General features: G+C 36.4%; 18 protein-coding genes and 1 tRNA gene. 4 read left to right on the top strand and 15 right to left on the bottom strand.

Features of this window, described 5'->3' with window-relative positions; translation table 11 throughout:
- Positions 1-154 precede the first annotated feature (154 nt).
- From METEV_RS06585 to METEV_RS06615, 8 genes are all read right to left on the bottom strand, one after another.
- Positions 155-2122 (bottom strand): amylo-alpha-1,6-glucosidase, encoded by a 1968-nt coding sequence (locus tag METEV_RS06585; protein ID WP_013194751.1) that lies wholly within the window; start codon positions 2120-2122, stop codon positions 155-157.
- A gap of 1 nt (position 2123) precedes the next feature.
- Positions 2124-4073, bottom strand: a complete 1950-nt coding sequence (locus METEV_RS06590) for a glycoside hydrolase family 15 protein (RefSeq protein WP_013194752.1) — start codon at positions 4071-4073, stop codon at positions 2124-2126.
- Positions 4070-4879: a V4R domain-containing protein gene (locus METEV_RS06595; RefSeq protein ID WP_013194753.1), complete on the bottom strand. Its 810-nt coding sequence runs from the start codon at positions 4877-4879 to the stop codon at positions 4070-4072. Before METEV_RS06595 ends, METEV_RS06590 begins: the two co-directional genes overlap by 4 nt.
- A 9-nt stretch (positions 4880-4888) precedes the next feature.
- On the bottom strand, positions 4889-6091 hold the full coding sequence (locus METEV_RS06600) for a glycoside hydrolase family 57 protein (protein ID WP_013194754.1): 1203 nt from the start codon (positions 6089-6091) through the stop codon (positions 4889-4891).
- Positions 6088-7251 (bottom strand): glycoside hydrolase family 57 protein, encoded by a 1164-nt coding sequence (locus METEV_RS06605; RefSeq protein ID WP_013194755.1) that lies wholly within the window; start codon positions 7249-7251, stop codon positions 6088-6090. Before METEV_RS06605 ends, METEV_RS06600 begins: the two co-directional genes overlap by 4 nt.
- A 72-nt stretch (positions 7252-7323) precedes the next feature.
- Positions 7324-7526: transfer RNA gene (locus METEV_RS12375), tRNA-Trp, on the bottom strand.
- Positions 7527-7622: 96 nt separating this feature from the next.
- Positions 7623-8096 carry a chemotaxis protein CheD gene (locus tag METEV_RS06610; protein WP_013194756.1) on the bottom strand — a complete coding sequence of 158 codons (474 nt, stop codon included), beginning with the start codon at positions 8094-8096 and terminating at the stop codon, positions 7623-7625.
- A 28-nt stretch (positions 8097-8124) separates the two neighbouring features.
- Positions 8125-8757, bottom strand: a complete 633-nt coding sequence (locus tag METEV_RS06615; protein WP_013194757.1) for a chemotaxis protein CheC — start codon at positions 8755-8757, stop codon at positions 8125-8127.
- Between the two features lie 279 nt (positions 8758-9036).
- Here METEV_RS06615 and METEV_RS06620 point away from each other — a divergent pair, with 279 nt between their 5' ends.
- On the top strand, positions 9037-9996 hold the full coding sequence (locus METEV_RS06620; RefSeq protein WP_013194758.1) for a tyrosine--tRNA ligase: 960 nt from the start codon (positions 9037-9039) through the stop codon (positions 9994-9996).
- Positions 9997-10063: 67 nt separating this feature from the next.
- Positions 10064-11221, top strand: coding sequence for a hypothetical protein (locus tag METEV_RS06625; RefSeq protein WP_013194759.1), 1158 nt, complete (start codon positions 10064-10066; stop codon positions 11219-11221).
- Here METEV_RS06625 and METEV_RS06630 read toward each other — a convergent pair.
- The 4 genes from METEV_RS06630 to METEV_RS06645 all read right to left on the bottom strand — a co-directional run bounded on the left by METEV_RS06630 (position 11194) and on the right by METEV_RS06645 (position 14293).
- On the bottom strand, positions 11194-12264 hold the full coding sequence (locus tag METEV_RS06630) for an AI-2E family transporter (RefSeq protein ID WP_013194760.1): 1071 nt from the start codon (positions 12262-12264) through the stop codon (positions 11194-11196). The genes METEV_RS06625 and METEV_RS06630 overlap by 28 nt on opposite strands.
- Positions 12265-12541: 277 nt before the next feature.
- The gene (locus METEV_RS06635) at positions 12542-12883 is read right to left on the bottom strand and encodes a P-II family nitrogen regulator (protein WP_013194761.1); all 342 of its coding nucleotides are present in this window, start codon (positions 12881-12883) and stop codon (positions 12542-12544) included.
- Positions 12876-13604, bottom strand: coding sequence for a DUF1538 domain-containing protein (locus METEV_RS06640; protein WP_013194762.1), 729 nt, complete (start codon positions 13602-13604; stop codon positions 12876-12878). Before METEV_RS06640 ends, METEV_RS06635 begins: the two co-directional genes overlap by 8 nt.
- On the bottom strand, positions 13604-14293 hold the full coding sequence (locus METEV_RS06645) for a DUF1538 domain-containing protein (RefSeq protein ID WP_013194763.1): 690 nt from the start codon (positions 14291-14293) through the stop codon (positions 13604-13606). Before METEV_RS06645 ends, METEV_RS06640 begins: the two co-directional genes overlap by 1 nt.
- Positions 14294-14427: 134 nt before the next feature.
- Here METEV_RS06645 and METEV_RS06650 point away from each other — a divergent pair, with 134 nt between their 5' ends.
- Positions 14428-16464 (top strand): cation:proton antiporter domain-containing protein, encoded by a 2037-nt coding sequence (locus METEV_RS06650; protein ID WP_013194764.1) that lies wholly within the window; start codon positions 14428-14430, stop codon positions 16462-16464.
- 2 nt (positions 16465-16466) lie between these two features.
- Here the strand turns inward: METEV_RS06650 and putP are convergent, their stop codons facing one another.
- Positions 16467-17951, bottom strand: coding sequence for a sodium/proline symporter PutP (putP, locus tag METEV_RS06655; RefSeq protein ID WP_013194765.1), 1485 nt, complete (start codon positions 17949-17951; stop codon positions 16467-16469).
- Between the two features lie 63 nt (positions 17952-18014).
- The gene (locus METEV_RS06660) at positions 18015-18446 is read right to left on the bottom strand and encodes an ATP-binding cassette domain-containing protein (protein WP_049891079.1); all 432 of its coding nucleotides are present in this window, start codon (positions 18444-18446) and stop codon (positions 18015-18017) included.
- A 107-nt stretch (positions 18447-18553) separates the two neighbouring features.
- Between METEV_RS06660 and METEV_RS06665 the strand changes: the two genes are divergently transcribed.
- Positions 18554-19807: an RNA-guided endonuclease InsQ/TnpB family protein gene (locus METEV_RS06665; protein WP_013194766.1), complete on the top strand. Its 1254-nt coding sequence runs from the start codon at positions 18554-18556 to the stop codon at positions 19805-19807.
- Between the two features lie 24 nt (positions 19808-19831).
- Here the strand turns inward: METEV_RS06665 and METEV_RS06670 are convergent, their stop codons facing one another.
- Positions 19832-20230 carry an ATP-binding cassette domain-containing protein gene (locus METEV_RS06670; RefSeq protein WP_049891080.1) on the bottom strand — a complete coding sequence of 133 codons (399 nt, stop codon included), beginning with the start codon at positions 20228-20230 and terminating at the stop codon, positions 19832-19834.
- Positions 20231-20236: the final 6 nt, after the last annotated feature.

A 20236-nucleotide genomic window follows, 5' to 3' on the forward strand; every position in this document is an offset into this window, starting at 1 on the left:
TAATCAGATTTTAAAAAAGATGGTTTAGGAATTTCCCTGTTAACTATTTTTCCATTTTAGGTATCATTTAATATGTTACCTAATTTGTAAACGGCTGATTCCAGAGGAGTTACATATGTTCCCAGCACAGAATAACAAGGTTATAAGTTAAACATCAGAAAATCTGTTCAAAATTTTCAACATAGGCACGAAGTATTTCTGCAACACTCCATGCCTGTGAAACACAACCACCGGGATTATGTGGATAATCTCCATCAAAAACCTCTGATATCGTACCAATACCTGCTTCTTTAAAATGATTTTCAAATCCAAGCAGTAGAGAACGTGCATATTCTCTGTTTTCAACTGAATCATTGTTAACTTTCAAATAGGCATCAATAAAAGGTCCCATCAACCATGGCCAAACAGTTCCGTTGTGATAGGCAAAATCCCTCTCATAGGGTCCACCTGAATATATACCCCTGTATTTTTCATCTTCCGGTGAGAGGGTTCTGAGTCCTTTTGAAGTTAACAGTTTATCTTTAACTTTATCAACAATCATTTTTTCCTTATCATGGGACAGCATTGTATAGGGGAGAGAAACTGCAAAAATTTGGTTTGGTCGTATGGACGGGTCTTTGTATATTTCTCCATCATCACCTATACTTATACAATCAAAAAGACATCCATTGTTATCGTTCCAGAAAGTATCCACAAAACTGCTTTTTACTCTATCTGCAGTTTTATCGTATTCTTCGTGAAGCAAACCCAAATTTTCAGCAAGTAATGACGCAGTTTTTAAAGCATTGTACCACAATGCATTGATTTCGCAGGTTTTTCCTCTTCTGGGTGTTACTTCTATACCATCAACTTTTGCATCCATCCATGTAAGCTGGCTATCATATTTTATCAAGCTGTCTTTATCCATCTGAATATTAAAATAGGTACCACGGATGTAATGATGGATGATTTCTCTAATTGTATTCCAAACATCTCTGATTGTTCCAAGGTCACTGGTATATTCAAAATATTTACCAGCAGCATGTATAAACCAGAGAGATGCATCTACTGTATTATAATCGGGATTGTCATTATCTGTATCTGCAAAACGGTTAGGTATCAGACCATCCTGACAATTGGCGGCAAATCCTTTAAGAATACGGGAAGCTTCATTAAAACGCCCGGTAACAAGAGTTAAACCCGGCAATGATATCATGGCATCTCTTCCCCAATCAGAGAACCAGTGATACCCTGCTACAATGGATTCAGAATTAGTTGATTTGCGGTTTACGATAAAAGAATCTGCAGTTTTTGATAGCTGGTTGGGAAAATCCTTTTCAAATATGTATCCGTGTGAATTTGCTCTTTTTATTTCATTTTCATAAATATCTTTAATATCATTCCAGCTTTGATTGGATATTTCACCATTTGTGGATGCAGCAATGAATATATTATTTTCTCCTTTGCCAAGATTTAATTCAAAAAAACCGGGATTATAATTGTCTTCCTGATATTCAAGTCCTCTGTAGCGTTCCATATCATATTCCAGATTGTAGTACCAGACATCTTCAGGAGTATATTTTATATTTGAATGTAGGTGGAAAAACTGGTTTTTACCGACAATTTTTGTGCCGTATTTAACAGGACTTTGTTCAAATTTAATATCATTTGACCTTGTTGTATAATGAAAATTTCTAAGATTTACAAGTGGGATTAATCTAAAAACTGTATTGTTATCAGAACAGTTTACCTGATAACTGATGATTGTGGTGTTTTCCCCGTATTGCATAAATATTTGTTTGATGATTTCTGTATTTTCAACCTGATAAACAAATGCAGGAAACGGTTTGAATGATACTTCATTCAAGTATTTATATCCTTCAGGATGAACCGTCATAGGATATTTATGAGTTGCAAGCCTGTATAAGCTACCATTAACATATATTTCTTCATCTACCGAGGAAAGCATGAGGGTTCTGTCAACAGGTGGATTTAAAGCCGAAACCAGAAGCCCATGATAGGTTCTGGTGTTGGCACCTATTATAGTTGATGAAGCATACCCACCGAGACCATTGGTGACTAACCATTCTTTCTGAATACCCGAACAATAATCAGAAAAATCCGCTGAATTGAATTTGTACATATTAATCCTTCATTGATTTAGATAAAAAATCCAGAAGCTGTAAATTATCGATCATAAGGGAACAGCTCCAACCAAGCGGTATAACCCATGCAGGATTACCAGTATACTTGTCAACCTGTTCTGGCAATAATCCAGCACTTGTAGTTCCCCTGATTGACCATTTAATATATTCAAGAGCCTTATCTATCAATTGCTGCTGTTCTGTTTTTTTATTTATTGAAGTTGCAAGAGTGAGAATTGATTTTGACAGCCATAAGGTAGCAACAATCCACGGGTTTCCACCTATGTAATTATCATTCTCATAACGTTTGATTCCATAATACTCATTGACATTTAATGCCAACTTCTCCTCAACTTTTGCTATCATGGAGTCAATCATTTGTTTTTCATCAGGATTTTTAGGATTTAACATGTTAAACGGTACAAATGTACCCAAAATACTAACATCAACTGTTGTATCCAGATTATTGTCAATAATCCCTTTTGCAAAATACCCCTCATCCAGCCAGAGTTTATCCAGTGTATTCCTTTTTACCTGTTCTGCTCTTTCAGACCATCGTTTTGCAAGACCTAATTCATTATATTCTTCTGCCAGATGAGCAGCACTTAAAAGCCCTGCATATATTGAAGCGTTGGTGTAGCTGAAAACACCCTTATAGGTTTCCCATAAATCAATACATGGGTCATGCAAACCTTCAGAACTTCGCTTCATCAGGTATTCCGCCCCGTGCAACACTGTCACCCATATTTGGTATAGAAAATCCGCTTTTCTAATCCCACCTATCGATTGGTAGTATAGATTTGCCAATTGAAGTGTTGACCCTGTTTCATCTATCTGTGTGGAGTCACTAAAATTACACCATGCAGGAGCTATATTACCATCTATCCAGTATCTTTGAAACCATGAACCATCTGAAAACTGTGTTTTTTTGCACCATTTAAGAAAATGTTCGCAGTATTCATAATAACCTGAATTTAAAAGGGATGTCGCAACCTCTGAAGCATCCCTATTCCAGCAAAATCCATATCCTCCACACATTTCAAAATTAGAATCAAATTCTGGAGCAGCGACAAAGGAACCATGTTTTGAATCATTCAAAAGGTTTAAGGTAAGGAGAGAACGGTTGTATGTATCCAGCAATTGTTCCCGGGTTTTATCATTAATGGACAGTCCAGACAAATTCAATTCTCTCTTACCAGAAAGCCATGTAAAGCAATTGTTTTTGGTTTTTTCATACATATCATCAATAGAATGTGGATATATCTCATGCATCCTTTTATAGATCTGGGTCCTTCTTTTGGAAGCACCGATTAACAAAGTAATTTCTGCTGGGTCATCTGCATTAACATCAAGTTCCCAACCTAAAGCACTATTGAGTTTACCGATATCTTCACGGTTTTTTTGCAGGATTCCGTCTTCCATGTCATATTTGGCATTCATCCACCAGATGGTATCCATCATCTTTCCTACCTGCCAATCATCAAAACCCGGTAACCCAACAAGACCGATATGAAAATCCCGCCAGTACTGGACAAATATTTTCTCTTCAGGGTCACAAAAAGCAGAATTTTTTTTCTCCATTTCTCCTGTGTTGAGATTTAAGTAGTAGAAGAATTTGCCGTGAAAATCTTCATCTGAATAAATCCTGTATTTGCGGATTAAAAAAGGTGCTTCAGGGTGTATAAAATCAAGGATTGATATTGCCAGACCCGATTCATGGAAAAGTTTGGTTGATACAATATCAGTATCTTTGATATAATCCTGATTTGCAGTCCATTCTCCACTATTTGTCCACATGAGGCGTTCACCGTCATGAATGCAAGCTACTGATTCCTCGACATTCTGAGCATAATCCTTTCTTGGATAGAAAAACCCGAAAATTTCCCCTTTACTGCCTATTGTAACAAGAAGATGTTTATTACCAAGAATTACATTTGGTTGTTTAATCAAGGTAAATCTCCTCTCAGTATATGTTCTGGTTTCATACCGTGCGGAGCTTTTGAAATTATATGCTCGCAGACATCATGGTTCATGGATTTACATCTTATTTCTCTTACATGGACCGGTTCATTCAAAGCTTCTGTAATAAATCCTGAGAAAAACCCACTAACGTATTCACATACAGGAATTTCGCTTTTACCATAGTATTCAGCGATAAAACAGTTCATGAAATATATCCTTCCATCAAGTGTTTCAAAATCAAAATCCATCTCAAGCCTTCCCCATCCTGCAGCAATCACCAGTTCTTTTAAAATGTTTATTAGGTTATTTTTGTCTATGTCAATGTTTTTTTTTATGTATCTGGCTGCATGAATGCCACCGTTGAGACCACTCATCATCAGCAGTCCACCGGAATCGGATACATTTTCTTTTATTATGTGTATAACATCCACAAAAGTTGTTGCACGGGTTATTACGGCTCTTTCACCAAGTAACTGGAGAGGGTAGTCAAGTGAATGTAGTTCCCCGTTCTCCATAACCTCGTATTCAACATTTAAAACAACATCAAGTTTTTTGAGTTTGTCTAAAAAAGAATTAATATCAACACTTTGTTTTACAAGTGCAAAAAGTACGTATTTTCCCCTATCACTATATTCGGTGTTATCAATATATCCATACCTTACATCCACGTTTTCAGATGCAAAAAGATTTGCAATGTCAGCCTGTGATTTTGGTGTATCGGAATGGTGAATCTTGAACCATACATAATTTCCAGTTTCCTCTTTACTGAAAAAAATACCAAGATTATGTGTCATTTAAACATTTCACTCCCCTGATAAACCATTAAGTCGTTTAAACACTTCAGCCTTGAAATCCATAACAACCGCCATATAATTTATTGCAGCGTCAAATGGTGAGGAATATACACTAAAATAAGCATGTACATCGCCGTCACCCATCCATTTGGTACACATATAATGGAAATGGTCGGATGTAAGCATATGTTTCCATATTTGTATCAGTTCATCATCTTCTGTCTTTTTAACATATGGTCCCAGATGTTTAATTTCTTCAAGACATCTTCTCTGCATATCATTTCCAACCCATGCACTGGTATCGCGTTCCATATCAGCCCATGATATTGTTGAAAAATCCCCTACATCGATATTTCCCACTGGTGAATACATATCCACTACTTCAGAAGGAGTATTGAATGCAAGACCCTGATCTAATACTTCACCGGGTAAAGCACGTATAAAATCGAAAATACCGGTTTCTTCCCATTGATGTTCACCAAACGTTTCATAATCCATGAAAATGTTAAGAATATCCCCTTCCACATCAGATGCCCATGAAGCCCATTTATCAGCAGTAAGAGGGTATTCACCCCACCATCTTGCTGAAAAACGGTATCCAATGTCATCACTTAATGGGTAGTTCCTCAATAATAAAGGCAGACCGCTACCTTCTGCCCGGTATACATAATCAGGAGAGCGCCATCCAAGAAGGTTATCCACGCCTTCAGCAAGTATTGCATTGTATCCTAAATCAGAAACGGTCTTTGCTATATTATTGTTGTAAATCAACTCGGTATTCCTGAATACTTTTGGTTTGACACCAAGAAGATCCTTTATTACATTGTGATGTTCTTTAATTTCCTCTATAAATTCTGACCTGTCCTCAAATAATCCTGCTAATGAGTGGTAATTTGTCTCGTCCAGGAATTCTACACAACCCGAATCTGCCATCTGTTTGAAAGTGTCCAGTACATCATCACCCCAGTGTTCGCACTGGTTCAGAAGAGTTCCTGTTACAGAAACACTGAATTTAAAATCTCCATTATATTCATCGATTAATTCCAGCAGTAGATTATTTGTCGGACGATAACATTTGTCTGCAACTTTTTCAAATATCTCTTTATTTGCAGTGTAATCAAAATACCTGTAAAAACCGCTTGTATCATCAGGCCAGAACCACCTGAGTCTGTATGGTTGATGAATCTGGAAATAAGGACAGACAGAAGTCATTGTCCGGCCTCCATTTTTTTGATTTGTCCTGCTTCCTCAATAACAGCACGCCTGAAATCCGAGATGATTGAAAAGTTGTTTACCCCACGTTCATAAGCCAGTGGAAGGTTGTTATAATTCATATCCAGAAATATGTCACTCTGTTGAAGATATCCATATATCTGTTTCAAAAAATTGTAATCAGGTGATTCTTTAATTTTCTGGAGGTCTTTATTGATTCCCATTAATTCACACAAATAAAGGTTTTGCATATGGTTTCCTGTAAGACTGTCCATACCAAACCTTGCAGTTGATTCAATATTAAGGTTATCAAGTTTTACTTTTTGGTGTTTCTTTACTGCTTCAGAAGGAGTTTCCATCTTGATATCGTACTTTTTGAGGCTTTCTGGTAGTTCTTTTAAAAACTGAAATATATTACTTCCATTTTCATGATGTCTGGCAAGGGTGTCATAATTGAAATAGATTACAACTACATCCCCTTCCATGTTATTTATCCAGGAAGCGAACTTGTCTGGAATCAACGGATAACCTGTCCATGACCTGTCAGAAAATCGGGTCTCTATATCCTCGCTTAAATTAATATGCCTGAGAAGGATGGGTAATTGGTTGTTGTAGACGTATACAGGGTCTGTTCCATCTAAAAGATTGGATGAACCTTCTGAAATTATGCATTCAAAACCCTGATCTTGCAAAATGCTTCCTGTATGAGTTGTTAAAATCAATTCTGAATCGATAAACGTTTGTGGATTTTGTTCAAACAGATTATTTATTTCGTTTCTATGCTTTTTAATCTGGTCGCGGAATTCAAAGGAATCATTATATAAACTGCTAAGTGAATGATAATATGAAGATGAGGTGAATTCAACTTTTTCGGTGTTTGATAATTCTTTGAAAGATTTGATTACATCAAAATTCCATTTTTTGCATATGTCTATAAACGTTCCGGAGATATTAAAAGAATACTTTCCACCATTTTCTATTGATTCTTTTATAACTTCATTTGTACGTATGACATCATAACCTATTTTATCAAAGCTAGAATAGACCTGCGGCAGGTCGAAGTATTTGTCGATACTCGGTTTAGTGTATTCATAAGCCGGCCAGTACCATTTCAAATTTAATGGTAGGTGTACCTCCCCGCAAAAACAAACAGATTTCATATATCCTAATTCTTTTTATGGAATATTTGAGTGTATTGGTATCACAAGAAAAAAGAATGCAGAAAGAAAAGGTGGGGCTGGTGAGATTCGAACTCACGATCGACGGGTCTCTCCGAACCACTGCTCTTGACAGTTCTTTAAAGGTTCTTGCCGAGCACATATCAGTGCTCCAACGGTTCCTCATAGACCCGCCCCGTCGAGCAGGTCTCAGCAGACCCGTTGTTCATCATTTATCCGCTGGAGCCCGTCGCCATTCCTGGCTAGGCCACAGCCCCTGACCTATCTTTATATTAGATACATATTCCTAAACATATATCCACCAGTCTACATTACACGATTGGATTTATAATTTTTGCTATTAATTATAATTGTCAAATCTTGGAATTCCCTTCTTTGATACTTCTTATAAAGACTGTGCCATCCGATGTATCCAGTGTAGTGGTTCTGCCGTAATTTCCTCCTGTTTCTTCAGCTACAAGCGGTATGTCAAGATTTGATAATACTTCCTTTGCTTTTTTTACATTGTTCCTCCCCACATTGATGGTCCCGTTGTTACCCATAGAAAACATATCAGCTCCACCCACAAGTTTTGCTTCAAGCCTCCTTTTTGCAACGCCATATTTTACCAGTTCATCAACAAGATACGGAATACTTGTATCCACAAATTTTGCTTTGTTGTTTGCACTCCTTGCATTCTCAGAAGAAGGCAACATTGCATGAATAAGACCACCCACTTTTTTGGAAGGATCGTAAAGTGTTATACCTACACACGAACCAAGACTCATCGTTTTCAGGTTATCAGGGCTTTTTGCAACAGCACAGTCTGCCATTTTTACTAGTTTCATTAAAATCAGCTCGTTTTACTTTTTCAAATCAAACCATCTTGTTTATCCTCTCAAGGAAATCATCCAGCAGTGACTTGTCAAACATTGTCAGAAAACTGCCCCTTACCTTGTGTTCATCTTTGATTGTAAACTCGGTATCAAATACGATTGCATAATCCACCTCTATACTCATCTCAATAAGGAGGTTGTCCATTATTGCAGCAACCATATCGTAGTTGGTATACGGAATTGTAATCGAAGTATTGATTCCAAAAAAATCACTGATAGCACTGGAATATGAACCTGCAAGAATCTGACCCACTTCCCCCATCATAGACAGGGTCATCTCACTCTGCAAATCAGCGTCATCCGAATCCATAACAATTTGTGAGATTTTTTCAGCGCTTTCTTCAGGAAATATTATAGCAATATATCCCATGAAATTACCTCGAAGCCCTACAATGGTTCCAACCACTGGTTCTTCAGGGCTTCCGACAATTTCGGGTACATCTTCTATTTTTTCTATTTTTAAATCAGGAACATGTATGTTCACCTGTCGGTTGATGAGTTTTGATAATGATGTTATGGAGTTGCCCATTCCTATATTGGCAACCTCTTTAAGCGCATCACGCTGGAATTCATTCAGATTGAGTATTTCTTCATTTTCCATTTTATCTACCATTTATATTTGTTTAGCAGACCCGTCTATACTGATGCTACATATATGATACCTTGCGGGTTTTAGATGGCTGTTAAATCAAGCTGTAAAATTTTAATAATTTAAATCAGAGTTAATATATTTATATACTGTTCATACAGGTATAAAATTATTAATTTAAATATTTCTGCTTTTGATAAATAAAACAAAAATTTTATATTAGTTTTTAGGCTCATTTTGCGGTGTTTTATCAACACCAAAAACCTTTAAAATCGAAATGTTATTGTAAAAAGCGGTGAACCCATGGAACAGGAAGAACTTATAAAACGGAACCTGCAGGAGATAGTAACAGAAGAAGAACTTGATGAATTAGTCGCCACAAAGAACAGACCGACAGCGTATGTAGGGTATGAACCAAGCGGAAAAATTCACATGGGGCACGTCCTGACAGTAAACAAATTAATCGATTTACAAAGGTCTGGATTTGATATTATAGTTCTCCTTGCTGACATCCATGCTTATCTCAATCAAAAAGGAAGCCTTGAAGAAGTTCGCGAACTGGCAGAACAGAACAAACGATGTTTCCTTGCACTGGGACTTGACCCTGATAAAACCAAATTTGTTTTTGGTTCAGATTTCCAACTGAATCATGATTACATGTTAAATGTCTTAAAACTTACACAGGAGACTTCATTAAACCGTGCAAAACGAAGCATGGATGAGGTGGGGCGCAAAATGGATGACCCGAAAGTGTCCCAGATGGTATATCCTATCATGCAGGCGGTTGATATAGCCATGCTTGAAGTTGATGTAGCAGTCAGCGGTATCGACCAGAGGAAAATCCATATGCTTGCACGGGAAGAACTTCCAGATGTAGGTTACAGGTCGCCAACATGCATACATACACCGATTATGCTCGGTCTGGATGGTGTTAAAATGTCATCATCAAAAGAAAACTACATATCAGTGGATGATACAGAAGATGACATTAAAAGAAAAATGAAAAAAGCATACTGTCCGGCAGAAACAGTTGAAGATAATCCTGTACTTGAAATTTTCAAATACCATGTGTTCCCGAGATATGATGAAATAACCCTGAAAAGACCTGAAAAATTCGGAGGAAATCTGGAAATATCAGGTTATCAGGAACTGGAAGAACAGTTTGCATCGGGTGAAATTCATCCAATGGATTTGAAAAATGCCGCAACTGAATATATGAATGACCTTCTCAAACCGGTAAGAAAAATCCTCACAGAAGCCTGACAGATAAAATTAAATCTTTGCACTTACATATTACTATATACCAATTACCTGTAAGAGTGGGGGTTAGATGGCTAAATATACTTATCAGGATTCTACAGAACTACCGGTACAGAGAGACTTCATTCAGGATTTACAAACTTTTTTAGACGTAACACAGAAAGTTATACCTCTTGAAAAATCAGCTATCGAAACATATAACGATACAGAAACCAGAATAAAATCACTTAACAAAAGAATTAACGAACTCGAGCGTTTTGAAAAAAATATCAAGGGTTACGTTGAAAAACTTGCAGACGATACAGATTCAGAAGAAATCATCGAATTTAAGGATGCAGTGGTTGATACTTGTTCATCATATACCAATAAATGGACCCAATATCTTGAAGAGGAAATCAAATCACAGAAGAAACAATGTGAAAATGAAATAGAAAATATTGAATCACAGGTTTATCCAGCACTTGACCCACTATTTAAAGGTGGAATATATGGTGCACGGGAAAAATACACTGGTGTTGTGGATGATGAACTTAGGGGAAAATTGACCGCAGAACTTGATGGACTACAATATGAATCCGAACTTACTTACGAATATGAATTACTCAGCGTGAGAAGTATATACGGGCAGTTGTATATACCATTCTGGTCTACATCAGGGCTAATACACAAAGAAAACAAAGTTAAAAATACTGATGTTTCTGATTATCTTTTAGATTCTTTCAGTTATAATGATGGATATCTGGATGCGGTTTTTAAAAATAAAAAAGAAGGAAATAGTTTCAGGATTATGTATGATAACAACCTCTACCATATTTATTGTGGAGATTATAACATAACTGAAGATAGTACCCTTTCAAATTCACTTGATATGGAAAATATTGAAAATTTTGTTAGCGTGCTTGTTGATTTTATTCTCAAAAACATAAGGTCACAAAAATTGACAAGTTTGCTGTATGTTGATAAAGATGCAGTCAAAAATAACAAAATATTTGATTGCCTGAAAAATATTGCTCAGCAATACGGGTATATTGTAACTGAATGCCTTGAAAGAGGCTATGTTAAAAATGAGATAACAATAAAAATTCACAAATCAGATGGTAACAGAACGGAAAAATACGCTAATATAAATGAAATTTTCAACCAGCTTTCATCACTTGGAAGCGAGGGGATTGAACTTGCAGAAATACTTGGCATCCATAATCAAGATTCTGGTTCTTCATCCGTTTGATATTTTATTTTTATTTTCGTTCTGTAAAATGCAAGCAAGAAACCATAGACAAGTGGACCTACAATAAACCCTGTAAAACCAATAACAAATATCGGTGCTGTGAAAGAAAGTAATGTTATAACAGGATGTATTGATGCTTTATTTTTAGCAAGCCTTGGTCTTATGAAACTATCAGGGAATATACTAAGAATAAATATTCCAAACAGCAAAATGATTATTGCTGTAGCGTAATCCTGTATAATAAGATAGTAGATAAAAAATGGTATATAGATAACTGGTGCACCGACAAGAGGAAGCAGTGTTAACAGGAATACAGCCATCCCAAGAATAACCGGATAGGGAATACCAAGAAGGAAAAAACCTACAGATGCGATAACTCCTGTTAAAAAACTGGTTACAAAAAAGATGTTGAATAGGTTGTAATAGATAACATTAAGTTCATTAATGAATAAACTTACAACATGCTTGTTTTTTTCAGGAATTACATCCATGATTTGGGCTCTAATTCTGCGTGCATCTATTAAGAAATAGTATGTAAACAACAAAGTCAATACAAAACTTATAAGATATAACGGTGTATTGGTTATAAAAGATGTCAAAAATGTTTTTACATATGGGGACACCCAGTTTATAACCGTAACCACCGGTTGACTCAGACCATTTGATATATAGCTCTCTGCTATAAATGAAAGATAATCTGTAGAACTTATAAAATCCAATAATTCTTTTTCCAGTGCTATTATTGGTTCTCTGATTTGGTCTGGTGACGTTATCAGTTTTGATATTTCCCTTACGGCGGAACTTAAAAGAAGGTAAATACATAACCCAAGAATGAATAAAGCTGAAAGTACTGATATAGATGAGGCTATTCTTTCGCTTTTGGTAACCTTTTCAAGATATGAATATACAGGATAAAGTACATAAGTTAAAAAGATGCTAAATACAACTACTGGAACAAATTCTTTAGTCAGATATATGGCTATAATACTTACCAAAAGTAGTAATGAAATTATGAAAAGGTTATATTTTTTATCAGAATCCATGTTTATTGGTCTTTGATCTTTTTGGAATAATCATTGTTTTTATTTTAACTTATAATGAATGGATATGTATAGTTAAATATATTTTTGATTTTTTACAAAAGTGTAATTCTGTTAATAAACATATTATATGCTAATATATCAAGGAACTATCAGTTCATTTTATTGTATTTTAGGTTATTATATAAGAAATATTTATCGAACTTATTGGTTATTTCCTATTTATATCGAAATATCATTGTATCTATATATTTATAAAAAACATACTGAAAGTTATAAATTAATCTTCATTGTTTAACGTACACATGTGGGGTATACCAAATACTCTATCAACTGGTAGCATAAATCCCATGCCATTTCCTGGTTTTTCAAGGTCGACTGCATCAATTATCCTTTTGGATACTCTTTCTGATATCGATGATGGTACTATGGTTAATACAATCTCTTTTTCAGGTTCTACTATAAAACCCATAAAGGTCTGATCTTCATGGATACCAGTTCCACGTCCAAATATTACAGTGCCCCCCTGGGCACCTGCTTTTTTAGATGCCTGGACAACTGTATCTCCCCAGCCCTTTTTTACAATTGTAACTATTAAAATATTGTTCTCATCATCATCCATTTGTATCAACTCCTATGTATCGAATATAAACTCCAAGTATCATTACAAATATTATGGGTGCAAGTGCTATCATGGCAACCAGACCGAACCCATCAATTACAGGATTCCTCCCATCAATCGAAGATGCAACACCTATTGCCATAGACATTAGGAAGGTAACTGCCATGGGTCCTGTGGCTACTCCTCCTGCATCAAAGGCTATTGCTATAAAATCTTTATCTGAAAGCCAAAGAAGCAGTATTGCAAGAATGTATCCAGGAATTATTATATATTGGAACGGGATTCCATAGACAAGTTTTGCCATGGCAATAGCTACAAAGACACCAACTCCTATGGACAGGGTATAAATCATTAGATTAGATTTAATAAAACCACTGGATGATTCTTCTATTTGATAACACAATACCCTGACAGCTGGTTCTGCAAATGTTGCCAGAAAGCCCATTATAAATCCAAACGGCATCAGTATCCATTTATGTTCAAAATTTCCAAGAATTTCACCAATTTCTTGCCCAACTGGCAAAAATCCGTTGTATACACCATAAAGGAATAATATCATACCAATAGCAGTAAGTATTATCCCTCTGATTAATTTAACTAATTCCAGTCTTGGAAATTTGAGATATAGAATCTGGAAAATTGCAAAAAATATCAATAATGGTAACAATGCTTCTAATACTTCTATTAAGACTGTTAGTAATCCATGTTCTCCATAAAGCATTAGATAAACACACCCATTAACATGACAGTAATTATTGGACCTATCGATGCAAGACCAATCAGTCCAAACCCATCTGAAAGTTGGGATTTACCACCAAGCATCGAAGCAATCCCTATACCAAGTGCAAGTATCACAGGTACTGCTAATGGTCCAGTGGTCACTCCTCCAGCATCAAAGGAAATTGCAAGAAATTCAGGTGGTGTGAAGAAAGACAGTATAATCACAAAAAGGTAGCCGACAGTGAACAGGTATTTAATAGGTATTCCATAAGCAATTCTGAGCATGGATATTGCTACAAATACACCAAGCCCTAATGCAATAGAAATAATCAGTGCGATTCGGGACACTCCTTCAGATACCATAGCAAACATGCTGCTTAAAACCCGTACATCTGGTTCGGCAATTGTAACCAGAAATGCCAGTAAAAAGGTAATAACTATAATAAACAACAGTGAGCCATGTTTTGGCAGTTCAGAACCAATGGATTCACCCATGGGCAGCATACCAAGTTTAACACCCATCAGGAAAAGCCCCATTCCCAATATGACCATAACAGCACCGGATAAAAACGGCAATATCAATTCCAGGTCAGGTCCTACAAAAAAAAGTATAAATAAAAGCACGGTCACGATAATTGGTAATGTGGCTTGCATTACTTCCAGCATATTTTCTTTAAAAACCTGGTTCATTAACTGCCCCCTAAAATACTACATCGTATTACATGGATAAGTATTTTAAGATTCGTATTTTTGCAAACGCAACAAAAATCATCATTTTTTTAAATTAAAAAAGAAATAAATCAATATTAAAAGGTGAGCTGGTAATGGATATTCCATTGTTTAATGACTTTATAATTATTATCGGTCTTTCTATAGCTGCTTTATATATCTGTAACCGTCTGGGAATATCCGTAATCGTAGGTTTTCTACTCACAGGCTTAATAGTAGGTCCACATGGATTGAAACTGATTGAAAATATCCATCAGGTCGATTCATTATCTGAAATTGGAATTATATTACTACTTTTTACAATAGGAGTAGAACTATCACTTCAAGAATTGTGGAGTGTCAGAAAGGGTGTCGCTATTGGTGGGTCACTGCAAGTACTGTCAACAATTCTTGTTACCACTGGCATTGTTTATTATTTGGGTATAAGTATTACTGAAGCACTTTTTGTAGGTTTTCTTATATCTTTGAGCAGTACAGCAATAGTCCTCAAAATTTTGCAGGGAAAAAATGAAATCAATACACCCCATGGAAAAATGTCTCTTGCTATTTTAATTTTCCAGGACGTGATAATTGTTCCAATGATGCTGGTAACTCCACTGCTTGCTGGTGGGGAATTGAATTTAGGCAGTAGCTCATTGCTAATCATAGCAAAAGGATTGGGGATAATACTGCTCATAATTGTAAGTGCCAAATGGATAGTACCTGGGATTTTGTATCAAGTAGCAAGAACTCGAAACCGTGAATTGTTTTTGTTGAGCGTCATCTTTATTTGTTTCTCCATTGCATGGCTTACTGCAAGTGTTGGACTTTCGCTTTCTTTGGGTGCATTCCTTGCTGGTCTTATCATATCAGAATCGGAATACAGTCACCAGGCACTTAGTAAAATACTTCCATTCAGAGATATCTTTCTGGGTCTATTCTTTGTATCAGTCGGTATGCTTTTGGATTATACGTTTATACTTCAATATCCGATTATTTTTCTGCTTATTGTAGTTGGTGTAATAGTATTCAAGTCATTGATTGCGGGTACTGTAACATTTATAATGGGATATCCAATACGAACCTCTATCCTTGTTGGTTTGGCACTGTGTCAGGTAGGGGAATTCTCACTGATACTGTCTAAAGTAGGCCTTGACGCCAATGTTATAAGTGATAGTGTATATCAGATTTTCCTATCAGTATCTGTAGTTACCATGGCTGCAACCTCATTTATCGTGGATTTTTCACCAAAAGTAGTAGATTCGGTTTCAAAATTACCGCTTCCACATAAATTAAAATACGGTTATCAGCATGTAAGTAATGAATCAGAATCTGAAAACCATATGCTGGAAAATCTGAACGACCATCTTATAATATTAGGCTATGGTTTTAATGGAAGAACAATAGCAAAAGCTGCTAAAGTCGCAGGTATTCCCTATATAGTCATTGAAACTAATCCTGATACAGTAAAATCCGAGAGGTCTAAAGGTGAACCTATTATCTACGGGGATGCAACCCATGAATTGGTTCTTGAAAAGGCGAATATAAAAAGTGCAAGGATTATGGTACTGGCAATATCAGATTTCTTTGCAACCAGACAAGTTATAGATATAGCCAAAAGTCTAAACCCAAAACTGTATATCATCACAAGAACTCCTTATATGAAGGATATTGATTTATTGTACGAATCAGGTGCTGATGAGGTTATATCCCAGGAATTTGAAACTTCAATTGAAATATTTGTTCGCCTTCTGAAAAAATACCTTGTACCACAGGATAGTATTGACAGATTTATAGCTGAAGTACGTTCTGAAGGTTATGACATGGTCAGGAATCTTCCAAAATATACACATGGTCACTCGGATTTGAAGATGAATCTTCCTGATATTGATATAAGCACGTTCAAACTCAATAAAAGGTCACCATCAGCAAATAAATGTCTTTCAGAACTTGGATTAAGGCAAAAATATGGTGTTACTGTACTGGCAATAGAAAGAGATTCTGAAACTATTACCAACCCACACGGTGATACCAAATTATTTCCTGGAGATATTGTTATTGTACTCGGAAAACCAGATCATCTTGCCGAAGCCCAAGCTTTTTTTGTTGAAAAAGACAAAGTTAACAAGTTTTTCTGGGAATACCAGCATTAATGTTACTGGTTAACCCTGTCGAATTCCATTTGCACTTCTGCAGGCGGCTCTTCTCCCAGTTTCATAATTACATAGATTACAATGCATGAGATTACAAATCCCGGCACAATTTCATAAAGGTCGAATATACCACCTGTTAATTGTTTCCAGGCTATTACCATCAAACCACCTGACATCATACCACCAAGAGCCGCATTCTTTGTCATCTTCTTTGAAAACAGAGAGAATATAATAGGGGGGCCAAATGCTGCACCAAATCCAGCCCATGCATAGGATACAAGGTCAAGAACCGAGCTTTCAGGGTCTAGAGCAAATAGATATGCTATGATAGAAATGGTTATTACAGTAAATCTCCCCATCCACACAAGTTCTTTATCACTGGCATCTGTTTTGAATACGAACCTGTAAATATCCTCTGTAAATGCAGATGCTGATACAAGAAGCTGGGAATCAGCAGTGCTCATAATAGCTGCAAGTATAGCAGCAAGAAGAACGCCTGCAATAACAGGATGGAAAAGGTTGTTTACCATAACCATAAACACTGTTTCACTTGCAGACCCTTCAAGAAATTGTGGAAGATAAGCCCTCCCAACCAAACCTACAAAGACTGCAAACGCAAGTGAGATTGTAACCCAGACCATGGCTATAATTCTTGACCGTTTTATATGTTCAGGATTATCAATCGCCATGAAACGTACCAGTATATGAGGCTGTCCAAAATATCCCAATCCCCAGGCGGACATTGATATTATACTTATTAAAGGTAGTACACTTCCATCGAGTTCTCTTAATGGATTTACCAAATGAGGGTCTATATTATTTAGGATATCAATTGTGGAACCAATTCCACCCATATCAATTGCCCCCAGTATAGGAACTGCTGTTATTGCAAGAACCATGAGCATGCCCTGGAAAAAATCAGTCCAACAAACCGCCATGAATCCACCAAGGAACGTGTATGAGATTACAACAACGACACCTATAGTAAGCGCTGTAAAATAGTCAAGTTCAAAAACCGTGCTGAAAAGTTTTCCACCGGCTACAAGTCCGGAGGATGTATAAAATAGGAAGAATATGAGGATAAATATGGCAGATATACTTCTCAACATTTTTGTGTTATCTTTAAACCGGTTTTCAAAAAATACAGGTATTGTAAGAGAATTACCTGCCATTTTTGTGTATTTTCGCAACCTTTTGGCTATAAATTTCCAGTTGAAATATGTACCTATTCCAAGTCCCAGAGCTATCCAACCTGCTTCCAATCCTGATAAGTAAGCAGCTCCGGGAAGTCCCAGCAACAACCATCCACTCATATCGGAAGCCTGGGAACTCAGAGCTGTTACCCAGCTGTTTAAACGTCTGCCACCAAGGATATAATCGGAAAGGTCTTCGGTTTTCCTGTAGTATATGAAACCGATAGCCAGCATAAAGAGAAGATACAAAGCAAAAATAATTATAATACTCTGATTATCAGAAACATCCACCATCTTTCAACTTCCTCAAAACGGTTTTTTAATCGAGCCCTGAATATAATTATTCAAATATTAATTTTATGATTTAAAAACTTCAGCACTTGCTCTGTAGAATCCGTCTTTTTCATATACATTCACAGGTAAATCGAAAAGTTTTGAAAGATTATTACTGTTGAGTACATCTTCTTTTCTACCATCCTTGAATATTCTACCATCCTTTAGCAAAACAACCCTGTCAATTTCAGGTATTATATCTTCAAGATTATGGGTTACAAGAAGTATATTTTTACTTTTTCCTGCAATCTTTCTTAGTGTTTCTCTAAAATGATGGTGGCTTCGAAGGTCAAGGTTGTTTGTGGGCTCGTCCAGAACAAGTGCTTCAGGGTCATGTACAAGTGCTCTTGCAATCAGAATTCTTTTTGCCTCGCCTGCAGACATTTTTGTTATATCTTTGTCTGATAGATATGATATTTCCAGGAATCCAAGTATATCTTTTGCTTTTTCTTCCATTTTTCGTGTTACTTTATAAAGATGAAGAAAACCACGATGTCTTTAGCATCGGGGTAAAGCAAATGGTCAAAAAAATATAAGTATTTTGCTAAATAATTATATGATGAATGTATCTAACCCAGAAGAACCATCTCCGTGCTGATAAGCAGACGTATGAAACTTTGAAGAGGTTGACCAAACTGTCCAAGAACCTGTACAATTTCACGTTGTACACGATTAGGCAGTACTTTTTCAATCATGGCAAATATCTCGATAAAGATACTGCTTACCATACGGTCAAAGAAAACGAGAATTATAGATTAATGCCATCTCAGGTTGCCCAGAATACCATAGAAACTGTAGATGGTGGTATGAAATCGTTCTTCAAACTTCTGGATAAGAAAAGAAAAGGAGAATATGAGAAACCAGTTTCCCTTCCAATGTATCTGGATAAAGACGGCAACTTCATATGTACTTTCAAGAAAGATCAACTGAAGGTTATCGACGACAAAATCAGATTATCGTTAGGTTTAGATTATTACAGAACCTATGGGATTAAATACCTATACTTCAAGATACCTGACAACATAATAGGTCAATACATCAATCAGGTCAGGATTGTACCAAAATACAAAGGTCGATGGTTCGAGATAGAATTTGTCTATCATGAAGATGGAGAGATTGCTGAACTGGATTACAATAGCCATCTATCGATAGACCTTGGAGTGGACAACTTTGCAACCTGCGTGACGACCGGCGGGACTGCCTTCATATTAGACGGCAGGGTTATCAAATCTTACAACCGCTGGTGGAACAAGGAGAAGAGTAGGTTACAGTCAGTCTACGATAAACAGGATGTAGATAATGGAATCAAGGATGTAGATAATGGAATCAAAATGGATAGATTCTCTAATAAAAGGTTCTGGAAGATAAATGATTACATGAACCAGTGTGTCAATCACGTCGTTAAACACTGTCTGGAAAATCGAATCGGCAACATCGTGATTGGAGAGATGAAAGAAATCAAACAGGAGCAGAACATCGGTAAAGAAAACACCCAGAACTTCCAGACTATACCATTTGCCAGGTTCAGACATAAATTAGCTTCAAAATGCGAATACCACGGTATAAAGTATAATGAGGTGAATGAAGCTTATACCAGTAAAGTCGATGCACTGGCGTTGGAACCTATTAGAAAACATAAGAATTATCTTGGTAAAAGATCTAAGAGAGGAATCTTCCAGTCATCTACAGGTAGACTGATCAATGCCGATATCAATGGAGCATTGAACATCTTGAGAAAGGTAATCGGTGATTCCCTTGAAAGGATAACCGATAGTGGGGATGTGAACTCCCCTGAGAGAATAAGACTTTCCTGGTAAACTTCTCTCGAAGCCGCTGAGTCTTTAGCTCAGCGGTAGTTCACGATTGTTGTAAATACCTATACTTCCAAAAAACCCAGAAAGAACAACATCCATCCCACTGACGTTTCTTTGATAATGTTGCTGCAGGTTGTCTGAAACGATTCCCAGCAAATAACGCAGGTCAAAGATGTTCCATCTTTCTTTTCCCATTATATTAAAAATGGTTTCATCCTTATCCAAAAGTGGTTTGTATTCTCCAGTGATGGTTTTTATAAGTGTAGATTTTCCTGAAGCGTTAGATCCGATGATAGCAACATTTTCATCTTTTTCAATAGTTAATGATAAGGAATCCAGAATATTTGTACTGGTTTTGGTCACTGTTACGTTTTTCATTTCAAGGATTGGTTCATTTTCATTTCCATTGGATTTGACCTGCTGCATATTTAC

The sequence above is a fragment of the Methanohalobium evestigatum Z-7303 genome (assembly GCF_000196655.1).
GTDB lineage: Archaea > Halobacteriota > Methanosarcinia > Methanosarcinales > Methanosarcinaceae > Methanohalobium > Methanohalobium evestigatum.